At 45.5% G+C, this 12,554-nt stretch carries 8 protein-coding genes; 3 read left to right on the top strand and 5 right to left on the bottom strand.

Going from position 1 to position 12,554, the window contains the following annotated elements; translation table 11 throughout:
• Positions 1 to 17: 17 nt before the first annotated feature.
• Positions 18 to 380, bottom strand: coding sequence for a hypothetical protein (locus tag JIN82_RS12975; protein ID WP_200312083.1), 363 nt, complete (start codon positions 378 to 380; stop codon positions 18 to 20).
• Between the two features lie 201 nt (positions 381 to 581).
• Here JIN82_RS12975 and JIN82_RS12970 point away from each other — a divergent pair, with 201 nt between their 5' ends.
• Together JIN82_RS12970 and JIN82_RS12965 are read left to right on the top strand one after the other, a co-directional pair.
• Positions 582 to 1,073 carry a hypothetical protein gene (locus JIN82_RS12970; protein WP_200312082.1) on the top strand — a complete coding sequence of 164 codons (492 nt, stop codon included), beginning with the start codon at positions 582 to 584 and terminating at the stop codon, positions 1,071 to 1,073.
• A gap of 10 nt (positions 1,074 to 1,083) precedes the next feature.
• Positions 1,084 to 1,611, top strand: coding sequence for an NADPH-dependent FMN reductase (locus tag JIN82_RS12965; RefSeq protein WP_200312081.1), 528 nt, complete (start codon positions 1,084 to 1,086; stop codon positions 1,609 to 1,611).
• Between the two features lie 9 nt (positions 1,612 to 1,620).
• Here JIN82_RS12965 and JIN82_RS12960 read toward each other — a convergent pair whose 3' ends face one another.
• The 4 genes from JIN82_RS12960 to JIN82_RS12945 all read right to left on the bottom strand — a co-directional run bounded on the left by JIN82_RS12960 (position 1,621) and on the right by JIN82_RS12945 (position 11,069).
• Entirely contained in the window at positions 1,621 to 4,023 is a 2,403-nt protein-coding gene (locus JIN82_RS12960; protein ID WP_200312080.1) for a glycoside hydrolase family 3 N-terminal domain-containing protein, read from the bottom strand.
• A gap of 169 nt (positions 4,024 to 4,192) precedes the next feature.
• Positions 4,193 to 5,233, bottom strand: coding sequence for a sialate O-acetylesterase (locus tag JIN82_RS12955; protein WP_200312079.1), 1,041 nt, complete (start codon positions 5,231 to 5,233; stop codon positions 4,193 to 4,195).
• A gap of 339 nt (positions 5,234 to 5,572) precedes the next feature.
• Complete coding sequence (locus tag JIN82_RS12950; protein WP_200312078.1) at positions 5,573 to 8,065, bottom strand: Ig-like domain-containing protein; 2,493 nt, start codon at positions 8,063 to 8,065, stop codon at positions 5,573 to 5,575.
• A gap of 526 nt (positions 8,066 to 8,591) precedes the next feature.
• Positions 8,592 to 11,069 (bottom strand): Ig-like domain-containing protein, encoded by a 2,478-nt coding sequence (locus tag JIN82_RS12945; protein WP_200312077.1) that lies wholly within the window; start codon positions 11,067 to 11,069, stop codon positions 8,592 to 8,594.
• 414 nt (positions 11,070 to 11,483) lie between these two features.
• On the opposite strand from JIN82_RS12945, the gene JIN82_RS12940 reads away from it, so the two are divergent.
• Positions 11,484 to 12,416: an HAD family hydrolase gene (locus JIN82_RS12940; RefSeq protein ID WP_200312076.1), complete on the top strand. Its 933-nt coding sequence runs from the start codon at positions 11,484 to 11,486 to the stop codon at positions 12,414 to 12,416.
• Positions 12,417 to 12,554: the final 138 nt, after the last annotated feature.

Here is a 12,554-nt window from a genome sequence, read left to right as displayed (position 1 = left end):
CAGCGAAGGCTATCGCGCTACTTCAATCGGCTAGAGCTAATATGGGGTTTGATGACCAAGATCACCCCAATGATAATCGCAAAGGCGGAATATAACACTAAGCGGTTTGAAGAAAACCCGGTTATCATCGGTATAGCTATGAGACCTGACACCCCTATAAGGATAGCCACAATACCAACAATGCGAACCAATCCATTATTGTTAGCCCTTCCAACTCCCATCGCCATTCTGCCGCGGTGAGCTTCTCTAATTTTTTCAGCAATTAGAAATGAAGGGATGCGACTCGTCACCCCCTGCTTTTCCAGCACTCTGTAGATTTCGGAGTCTTCCTTACCCTTCATCACCATCTTGATGATTGTATTTTCAACCTTCGGATCCATACTTGTGTTTAACATTCCCAACAAATTAGCCAAGTATTAATAACATCACCGAATGACATGCAATCCATCTGTATCATCGCCACCAGCCTGAATGAAGAATCCAAGTCTCAGGTTCTAGCTAGAGAGTTTGCTAGATATTCATAATCCTATCATTTTTACACTTGTCTGATGTTCAGCGAATAATAAATATATCTATCAATTATGGGACATCGTGCAAATTTTGTTATCATTAAAGAAGGAAAAGCCACTGCTTATGAAGACCAGTGGGCGGGAGGTTCAGCAGCCTATGAATTCAGTAGTGGCGAACTAGCTGCAGCTAAAGCTATTGAGCTTTATGAAGAAACTAACGAGTTGATGGATTGGGCATTTGCAGAGGGTGGCTACCTAATAGACTATGATCAGAAGTTAGCCATTGCGTTTGGAATGCCATTTGACGCTGGTGAATTTTTCGATGACGAGGAGCCCGATGAACTTGTAGAGGCTGATCCAGCTATTAATAAATTGCTAGAAGAAGACATAACTGGTTTCTTAGAAGACATCGCTGAAAAATGGCCTAGCTGGAAGATTGTTTGGGATGAACGTGGAGTGGACGCTTTTGCTCTGCACCTCAAATCTAGAAATATTGACTCTGTAAAAACTGCAGAACCATCACACCCAGCTGAAACCAAAGAAGCAGTTAGCTACCCTAAATAACCAAAAGAACATGCAATCCATCTGTATCATCGCCACCAGCCTGAATGAAGAATCCAAGTCTCAGGTTCTAGCTAGAGAGTTTGCCTCACGAGCTGAACTCGCAAAAATCCCAACAGAGTTGATCGATCTGCGCCAGCTGGAATTACCCTTTGCTGGCAGTGCTGCCAGCTGGGAATCTGCTGACGCGGCAAAACTCAAAGCCGCCGTTGAGAAAGCCAGCCACATCGTCTTTGCCGTGCCTATCTATTGTTATGACGTCAATGCGGCAGCAAAAAATATCATCGAACTACTAGGCCAAACATTCAGCAAAAAAGTAGTTAGTTTCATCTGCGCCGCTGGTGGTAGCTCTAGCTACATGTCGGTCATGGGCATGGCTAACCATCTCATGCTAGATTTTCGCAGTATTATTGTGCCACGCTTCCTCTATGTAGAAAGCTCCAGCTGGCAGGATGATGGATCACTGCCAGCTGAAATCGACGAGCGCATGAATCAGCTGCTAGAGGATATGCGAGAAATCCATATCATCCCCAACAGCTGAGCTTTTAAGCTATTTCACGGTGAACTGAGTGCTCAGAGGTAAGTTGGTGGATGAGTTTCCTAGATAGACGGTGAAGTCACCCGGCTCAACAATGCGCTGCATCTCTCTATCGAGAAATGACATGTCATCAGCCTTGAGCGTGAAGCTAACTTGGCGTTTTTCACCGGGTTTGAGGTGGATGCGCTGGAACCCGCGCAGCTCCATTTCGTAGCGAATCACCGAGCTGATATTATCTTTGAGGTAAAGCTGAACCACTTCATCACCAGCTCGCTTGCCTGTATTTTCCACTGTACCAGTGACTGTAATTTCATCTCCAGCGGCAATGTTAGCGGCTGATAGTTTCAGGTCACTGAGGGCAAAGTCAGTATAACTAAGGCCATAACCAAAGTCGTACAACGCGCCTATCACTCTGGATTTCCCACTACCGTTAGGGTCATCACCCTTACCCTGTTCTGCCTGTGAGCCAGGTTTCTTTGGGAAATTATACGGAACTTGTCCAACATGCCGTGGGAAGGTGACGGAAAGTTTCCCCCCTGGGTTGTAGTCACCAAACAAGACCTCGGCAACCGCTTGGCCCGCATAACTACCACCAAAAAAGGCCTGCACCACCGCTGGACAATTTCTATCAATCCAGTTGATCGTGGCTGGTCGCCCAGTGACCAAAACCACAATGGTTTTTGGGTTGGCTGCATAGACGGCTTCAACCAGTTGTTGTTGGTAGCCGGGTAGACCTAAGCTGGTTCTACTGACACTTTCGCCAACGGTTTTATGACTATCACCAACAACGACAACGGCTACATCACTTTCAGCAGCTAGAGCGACAGCCTCATCTATCATCTTCTGCTCCGCCGCATCTGGATCTTCATAAACTAGCTCAATGCCAGGCCATTTTTTACTCGCTAGCTCACAGCCCTCAACATACTTCACCTCGACGTCGCTACCTAGCAGATTGGATAAGCCCTTATACACAGAAATCACTCCGTCATCGACGTTAGATGGTCCGTAGCGGCTGGTTAATGCACTCGTATGGTCAGCATTAGGGCCAATAACCGCCAATTTTTTGAGTCCATCACGCTGCAAGGGGAGGAAGCTTTTATCATTTTTCAGCAATACAATGGATTCGCGTGAAGCTCGCAGTGACAGAGCTTGATGATTCTCATTGGCCACTACCTTATCTGCTAGAGATGGATCACTCACATAAGGTTGATCAAATAAACCCACCCTAAATTTCACCCGCAGCACATCAGCCACTAAAGAGTCAATGGTGTCCATGCTCAACTCACCCGCTGCGATGAGATCACGCAATGGATCGATATACTTGCTAGGAGGACTGAAGTTCGTGCGCACATTCATCCCGCCATTAACACATTCCTTAACTGCTCCTCGGTAATCCTCAGCTACTTTGTGTTTGCTAGATACAAATTTCACCGCATTACTATCACTAACAATATATCCCTGAAACCCCCAATCATCACGCAAAATGTCGCGTAGAAAATACTTCGACATGGTTACCGGAATGCCATCGTAATCATTATAAGAGCTCATTGCTCCCAGAGCTCCACCTTCCACCACAGCACGACGGAACGGAGCAAGGTACATCTGTTGCATCTCCCGAGGCGCTACATGCGGGTCTGTGCGGCAACCACCATCACGCCCGCCCTTGGGCACGCTGTAGACAGCAAAGTGCTTCATCGTAGCCGCGGGTCCCTGATCTTGGATGCCTTTGACAACTTGCAGCCCCATGGATCCAACATGATAAGGATCTTCACCATAACATTCTACCACACGTCCCCAACGAGGATCGCGTGCAATATCCAATATCGGAGCGTATATGTTAGTATAACCTAATGCCTTTGCCTCCGAGCCAATCACCTTAGCCATCTCGTACATCAAATCTGGGTTCCATGTTGAGCCCATGGCGATGTTGGCTGGAAAGTTTGTAGCATTGTTAGCACAAAGACCTCGGATACCTTCGTTAGAAAAATCAACCGGAATTCCCAGCCGTGTATTTTCAACAAAGAACTGCTGTGTTAGGTTTAAACTAAGTGCGTTTTCAGCGGGTTTACTATTGATGCCGTCGACGAAGCCACGCACACCATTACAATGTTCGTCGATATTGGCGATGCCATCCTTCCAGACTTGCTCACTCCATTTATTGGTTGGCAAAGGATCTTTAAGCACACGTCGGAAGCCATACAAAGTCGCTAGCTGACAGGTTTTCTCCTCTACCGTCATCTGGCTGAGAAGATCGGCGATACGCGCCTCTTCACTAGCTTTGCTGTCTTCATAAACATCGCGCTGGCCGTTTTTATTAAAATCAATCCAGCCGTCGTGATAGATGTCCTTGGCCTGCCATTCACTGGCCCCTAAGCTGCTTGATAACAGTAAGTAAGATAAATAAATTTTGCGCATGGTGGATAATTATTTTTGTGACTAGTAAAAAACTATCTCATATACAAACAGGGAGTCCAGCCGAAGCGTAAGAAATTTATCAGAATTCCAGTAGTGGAATCAATCGCCTATGTGCTGTCGTCTGGCGTGGGTAGATATGCCGCAAAACATGGATCCACTACCTATCAATCTAATCTACGTTAGAGATAACGGCATCTGCAAAACGCTCACCTAGGGTGACTTGCCCTTTTGTATCGTAGTGGATGCCAGCTTCACTCCAGTCGTCTTTAGTCATCTTTGAGATGCCATTTTTTGCATCTACAGTTTGAATAAATCGCGATCTATCAGCCACCGATTGCATCGCGCTGCGCACCTTTTTACCATGGCTACTACTAGAAGCTATCAAGCCTATATAAAAACGTGTATCCTGCCATTTTCCGCTAGCTCTAAGCTTTGTTGGATGTTTTCTAGCGATGCCTGCTAGATCTTTGCGAAACTCACTAATGAACTCCGTGAGGTTGGCTTCATATTGTGCAGCGTTCGCAGCCTTAGCGTCGGCTTCCCCTTGCATCCAGATTACCCCTTCAATAATCAGCCTGTCCCCATCAGCCAGCGATTGTACCGCACCCTCCAAGGTTCTGAATAAGTTTTGATATTGATTAGGTCTTTTACTATCTGGAACAAAGTCATTATAGGAGCCATCGCTTAGCTGCTTTTTAGTACTGGGTGCAATGGAGGTGCCGCCACGGGCATATTTGATGATGGCAATTTCCTCACCTAGATGCTGCTGCACCTTAGCCCCAAATGATAGCTCTGGACCAAACCGTCGGCCACTTTCACTACCAAAGCCACTGCCCCAATCATAACAAAGTCCTTCGTAGGGAAGCATGGCATGCCAAAGGTCTTTTGGCGCCATGTCCAAACCAGCTGATTTGGCTACAGTATTGCCATCACTAGCTCCGTGGTAAAACCTAACATTCTCGTGGGTGACGTTTAAATCTGAGCGGCCAATGTCGCCCAGAGTCGCACTTGGAGCTAACTTCTTAACTGGTGAAGAAGTAATGCCATAACCCTGAGCATTAGACTGCCCAGACACGATCCAAGTTCTTATATCTGCCGCCTGTGAAAAGGCCACCGTGTTGGCCAATATCAGTGCCGAATAGGCAATCATTCGAAACTTGCCCAACGGACGTCCTACTAAGCTAGCCATCTCTTCTTGATGTTTTTCCATATATTTTAATGTATTAAATTATCAGTGAGATCTAACTGAGCACAATCGATCCCTGATGTGAAATTGATATTTTCATTAGTGAAGCATTCCCGCATCAAGAAACAACTGAATATATCTAACTTTGTAAAAGTTCGCAGCTCTTCAGAAAAACTGGTCTGACAATGCGCCTTGGTAAACATCTACGCTGCAGATACCTGCAGACAACAAAAGAGCCAAGTTAGACATCATCTAACTTGGCTCACCATTCATGGCTGAGAATGATCTAAAATAGCTTTAATTTCGGGCAGCCTGGATCCCAACCCGCAACGCGAGTCATCTGACTATGCGATGAACAAGCTACTATTCGTTTGAGTCCACACGGATACGAACGAAGTTTTTGCTTTCAGCGGTATCATTCAGCTCAAGCTGGAGATTAGGACTGAGCTCGCGGTTGTTATGGATCACCGTCGCTTTACCATCCACTGGAGTAAAGGCATTGCCCTGAATACTCTGACCCGCGGTCTGCCAGTTCGTTAGGTCAGATGATGTTTCTAGAATGATATCTACATCGCTCCGCTGTGGGTCATAGTTGAAGCCGATCAATGGCTTCTTATTAGCACCTAAGTCCATTGAGAAGGCCTGTTTGTGATATGATTTTGGATCTAGGCCCAGTGCGTATTTAAGCAAGTTAGCTAGACCATCTCTGCTAGGGTTCGCAAAGTTTCCTGAAACATTTGGATCTTGCAGGTCACTTGATGTGAAGTGCTGGTTTTTCCAATCATCTATCAATGATGGTTTGGTGTTCTCAAAAATAGCCTTAATCTCATCAGATGTTAGTGTCTTGTTGTAAATAGCGATTTCATCAACCACGCTGTTTATCATGCCAAAAGTCTCTCCATCAGTGCCATTACCAATGCTAGTCATCGGCATGCTAGAAGTCGCGGCGGTTTGGATAGATCCTCTATTTACGCCATCAACATACAAGGTAACCGTTTTTCCATTACCAGTGAATGTTAGGTGCTGCCATTGGTTTCTAGTTAACGAACTTGCGAACTCATAGTCAGTCTTACCTTTCTCTCCGTAGGCGATATTACCGTTTTCCCAATTGCGAAGGTTCAGCGTATGTGTTGGGCTATACGCCAAATACTCGTGCGCGCTATAGTTATTCGATGCCTTTACCCAAGCTGCAAAACTCCAGTTAGACGAGATGTTAGAGCTGTTGAGTAATAGCTGGCTGGTATTGGTGAAGGCCATAGCGCCATCGTATTTACCATCGGTCCAGCTCCCATTGACCACTGTTGCGTGTCTATTGTTCCCACTGCTGTCTGTAGCTTGTTTTCCGCTAGTCTCATTTAATTTATAATAAGCATAAGCACCAACTGTGTTGCTAGATCCTTCCACCACAGTAAACTTGACTGTTGCTGTATCAACTTCGTTATCACTCCCCTTTATGGTATAGCTGAAGCTATCCTCACCAATAAACCCGTAGTTAGGTGTGTATTTAAACCCACCATCTGAGGCAATCGTTAAGATACCGTTAGACGTATTGGTATTTCCTGTGATGCTGATGCCAACACCGTGATCATTTTCTAGCACACCTGGTGCATCAACTTGCAATTCGCCATTCGCCTGCACGCTGTACACGTCATCCACAGCACCTACGCCGACAGATTCGGTAACGTTCAGAGTAACGACTGCCGCATTGGTAGAGCCGGTCACGGAGCCATTACTGGCGTTATAGATAAATTTATCACGACCAGTGAATCCCCCCATCGCCCTGTAGGTAAATGAGCCGTCGGCATTTAATGTCACTGTGCCGTATTTTGGCGGGGTGATGAGATTTGCCTGCAAATTATTTCCTATGTCATTGCTGAGCACACCTCTAGCAGCGCTAACCACTAACTCACCAGCAACGTCATATCTATCAGCAATGGCATTTGGAGAATTATCATCAATAGGTTGAATATTAATCCAGTCAACTAACATAGTCTTTGTTCCTTGGAAATTAAGGTCACCAGTCCACGCTGGCATCTGGCGAACTCCGTAGAGAATCTGAGCAGATGACTCAGGCACAGGGTAGGTGATGGTCGATTGCTTCACCCCATCAATGTAGAAAACCACAAGGCCATCGCGACCATCGCCAGTAGGGCCATTTGGGTAATTTTGCCACTCAATGGTATAAACGTGAAACTCATCATCCATGTGTGAGACGCGATTACCGTCCATATCTAGGATAGACCCTTTTTTGTAGGTATATGGCTTATAGTTGTTATCCGGATCTGCGTTGGCCCAAGTGTTATAGCGAACATCAGTCCAACCATTTTCTGAAGGTAAAATTGGGTGGTTAGGTGTGTCTGTACCTTGAGTATCTACCGGTACTATCTCGATGTCGATTTCATCCACACCTTTGTCAGAATCGCTATAGGGGTAATCTTCAAAGTAGGTGAAAATAAATCCGCCTACACCTACTACAGCAGCCCCCTTAGCACACATTTCTAATCGATGCCCCGGTCCAACTTCATCCACATGGATCATCTGGAATGGCTGGGTGATTTTCTGACCGTTAGGCTTATTCTGGGTATCATTGCTAGGGTCTGCATCAAAAGTAATATGAGCATAACCATCACCTGGCACAAAATCATTCCATGTTTGTCCAGGCAGCATCTGGTCGGTGAAAGACCACTTTAGGCCCTGAGGCGCTGATGGTTTACCAGTGGCTGCAAAGTCCTCAAAATAGGTCACTTGCCCATAGGCTAACGAATTGGCTAAAATTATAGCTGAGCCCACGATCGTTCTCAGCTGGTTAAGCGGACGCCCAGCTCGCAAGATATCCGCGTCATTATGTTTTTCCATATGTGTAATGTATTTGCTAATATATTGAGTCTAACTGGAGGAACATAGATCTGGGTAATCAATCTAATGAAATAGACTATTTGTATTATTGAAACAGCCTTCGAGAAGCTAAACAACTCAATATATAAAGCGTGGTAAATGTTCGTTCTTTAACGGTTTAGCTAAGTTTAAAACCCGCTATCACCTACAGTCAGGCAGCCAATTTACAAGTGATTGAATCTCCACCAGATATGAACGCACCTGTTATCACATGAACAAAAATCACTAACTAGCATCGTGATTTCTGATTTTGAAATAGTCGCAAAAAAAACTAACTTCCTCGGAGGTGATTCGACTCAAGCGCTATCTAACTTCTACATCTAATGAGCGAATATCCAGTCTGATTGTATACCCAAAAAGCCTAGTTAGACTGCTGTCTAACTAGGCTTCGTGTTCAGGCATTTCACATGGAATTAAAAATACCTGTTGTTTCGGGCTGGGTCGAAACCAACCCGAAACGCTATGAATCTTGCTATCTCAGAGCAAGTTACTCTTCATTCGCGTCCACACGGATGCGGACGAAGTTTTTGCTTTCAGCTGTATCATTCAGCTCGAGCTGAATATTCGGGCTGAGCTCACGGTTGTTATGAATGACAGTCGCTTTACCATTAACTGGAGCAAAGGCACTACCTTGGACACTCTGACCAGCTGTCTGCCAGCTCTTTAGGTCAGATGATGTTTCTAGAATAATATCTACATCGCTACGCTGTGGGTCATAGTTAAAGCCAATCACTGGCTTCTTGTTACCACCTAAGTCCATTGAGAAGGCCTGTTTGTGATGTGATTTTGGATCCAATCCGAGTGCGTATTTCAGCACGTTTGCTAGACCATCACCACGAGGAGTCGCGAAGTTCCCTGAAACATTTGGATCTTGCAGATCACTTGATGTGAAGTGCTGGTTTTTCCAATCATCTATCAATGATGGTTTGGTATTCTCAAAGATCGTCTTAACCTCATCCGCTGTTAGTGTCTTATTGTAGATGCCAATTTCGTCAACGATGCTGTTAATCATACCAAATGATTCTCCATCAGTACCATTACCAATGCTGGTCATTGGCATCATCGATGTGCCAGAAGTTTGGATAGATCCTTTATTCTCGCCATTGACGTACAAAGTCACCGTTTTACCGCTTCCCGTAAAGGTAAGGTGTTGCCATTGGTTTCTCGTTAATGCAGTTGTAAATTCATAGTCAGTCTTATTCTTTTCGCCGTAGGCGATATTGCCTTTATCCCAGTTGCGTAGGTTCAGCGTATGTGTTGGACTGTAGGCTAAGTATTCGTGCTGGGAGAAGTTATTCGATGCCTTAACCCAGGCAGAGAAACTCCAGTTAGATGAGATGTTATTTCTATCAATTAGTAACTGACTTGTATTGGTAAAGGCCATACCGCCGCCGTATTTTCCATCAGTCCAGTTGCGATTGACTACTGTTGCGTGTCTATTATTTCCGCTACTATCTGCAGCTAGAGTACCGCTCGTCTCATTCAGTTGGTAATAGGCATAGGATTCCACAGTACTGCTAGAACCTTCAGATACAAGAATCTTCACCGTCGCTGTGTCTGAATTATTTTCACCACCTGTGATGGTGTAGCTGAAGCTATCTTCGCCAGAGAACCCGTAGTTAGGTGTGTATTTAAAGCCACCTTCTGGGCTGATATTCAATATGCCGTTAGAAGTTTTTGTATTGCCAGTTACACTGAGTCCCACACCGTGATCATTTTCTAACACACCAGGGAAATCAACTTCCAGCACACCATTCGCCTTCACACTGTAGACATCATCCACAGCACCTACGCCCACAGTATCAGTAACGTTAAGAGTCACCACAGCTGAGTTTGTGGTACCTGTTGCTTTGCCGTTAGTGGCATTGTAGATAAATTGATCGCGACCGGTGAACCCGCCCATTGCTGTGTAGGTAAATGAGCCATCAGCATTCAATTGCAGGGTACCGTATTTTGGTGGATTGATCAGCTTGGCCTGCAGGTTATCTCCGATGTCATTACTGAGCACACCCTTAGAAGCTCCAACAACGATTCCACCAGCTACATCATAGCTATCAGTAATTGCATTTGGTGAGTCGTCATCAATTGGCTCGATACTAATCCAGTCAATCAACATGGTTTTGGTCCCTTCAAAGTCGAGGTTACCCGTCCAAGATGGCATTTGGCGCACACCGTAGATGAGGTTCGCGGGAGATTCAGGCACTGGGTAGGTAATGGTAGCTTGTCTAACACCATCAATATAAAATACTACAAGTCCGTCACGACCGTCACCAGTTGGGCCGTCTGGGTAATTTTGCCACTCGATGGTATAGACGTGAAACTCATCATCCATGTGTGAGACTCGGTTGCCATCAATATCGACGATAGACGTTTTGATACTCTTAACTGGCTTGAAGCCGTCATCAGGGTCTGAGTTTGCCCAGGTATTAAAGCGAGCATCCGTCCAGCCATTTTCCGATGGTAGAATAGGATGGTTAGGTGTGTCTGTACCTCTAGTATCAACCGGCACCACCTCGATGTCGATTTCATCCACCCCCGTATAAGGGCCGCTGTATGGATAATCTTCAATGTAGGTGAAAATGAAGCCACCAACCCCAACAACGGCAGCTCCTTTAGCACACATTTCTAACCGGTGACCCGGTCCCACAGACTTCACGGCAATATCTTGGAACGGTTGAGATTTGCCCGGCGTATCATTGCTAGAATCAGCATCAAAGGTGATGTGAGCGTAACCGTCACCTGGCACAAAATCATTCCAGGTACGACCAGGCAGCATTTGATCAGTGAAGGTCCACCTCAGGCCATTTGGCGCGGATGGCTGGCCAGCTTTGTTAAAGTCCTCAAAATAGCTAATTTGCCCAAATGCTACCGAATTGGCTAAAATTATAGCTGAGCCGACTATCGTTCTCAGCTGACTAAGCGGACGCCCAGCTCGCAAGATGTTTGCGTCATTATGTTTTTCCATATGTGTAATGTATTTGTTAATATATTCAGTCTAACTGGAGGAACATAGATCCGGGTGATTAATCTGATGAAATAGACTATTAGCGCTATTGAAGCAGTATGATTGTGCTGAACAATACAATATCTTGAACTGACTAAATGTTCGTTCCTGAACGTTTTAGTTTTAATTAGACACACTACTTAATCGATCTGCTGGATAACTCTTACAATTGCTTGATCGCGCATCAGATACAAACGTGCTTATTTGCAATATAAACGAATGATCAGATCTAATGGATTTAGTCCGTTAATATCGGCAGCTATTCAAAAAAAAGCTAACACTATCGTCACACGTAAAGTCTATACACAGCTGAGAATTCATTCTATTTCCAGCTAACTCATACCAATCAATCGTTAATTTATCACATCTGCATTCATGAAAATCCTAGCCAATATAGCATCACTTGTATTCACTCTGCTAGTCTGCAAGACAGTTACAGCTGGAGAAGATCACACCACTCAAATTCTCTCAGAAATTGAAAATAACCGCCAGTTAGTGATGGAGCAAGCTGGTCCAGCTGGAGAAGATTCGTATATATTTTTAGCCTTTTGGGATTTTGACGGTACCATTTTACATGGTGACTGTTCAGAAGGGCTCGTTGATGATGGCACAGTGATCTATCAAGGCCTTGCTCAGCTGGTGATAGAATCTGGCCACTCGAAGATTTATCCTGTGGATGGTGGATTTGATAGATTCTGGAAAGACTACCGCCATATGGAGCACACTATCAGTGAGTGGTTAGCCTACCCATTCATTGCGCAGATGATGTGGGGAGCTGATACCGCTAAGCTTGAAGATTTATGCGCACGACATTTCCGCGAGCAGATGAGCCCACATTATTTTAGCTCGTCTATGGAAATGATGAACCATCTGGAGAGCTTAGGCATAAAGAACCACGTTATTTCTGCGAGCGCTGATGTATTTGTCACGGCTTCTGCTGAGACTCTACCAATTGATAGATCGCGGATGAACGGCATCAAACTGAAAATAAATGACGGTGTGCTGAGTGAAGAGATTATCTATCCGGTGACTTGGGCGGAGGGAAAAACAACTAAGCTTAAGGAAATTGTTGCTGAGGTAGAAGCGGCGAATCCAGGCAAGCAGGTTGTGGTGTTAGCAGCCTTTGGTAATAGCTACGGCACTGATGGTGCGTTTATGAAATTTGTAGCCCAGCAGCAGCTCCCAGCTGGAAAGGCTACCGCGGTCATGATCAATGGAGGCGACGAGCCAGCTGAGTACCGCGGGTTATTTACCTGTGTCCAGCAGACGGCTACGCAGGGTGATAACGAAAAGCCTAACGTCCGCTAACGATTCCTTTCTACCTTCGGTAGATCATTAGCTCTGGGTGGCTCACCACGGGTGGCGCTCGCTGGGCTCGCTTACCCGCGGCTAAAGTCTTGAAACCCTCCGGGTTTGCCAGCATGCCCAGCCACACGTGAACCCAGC

Origin of the sequence: Persicirhabdus sediminis, from assembly GCF_016595495.1 — a bacterium.
In the GTDB taxonomy this organism is placed as follows: Bacteria; Verrucomicrobiota; Verrucomicrobiia; order Verrucomicrobiales; family Akkermansiaceae; genus Persicirhabdus; species Persicirhabdus sediminis.
This window is presented reverse-complemented; position numbering and strand designations above follow the sequence as displayed.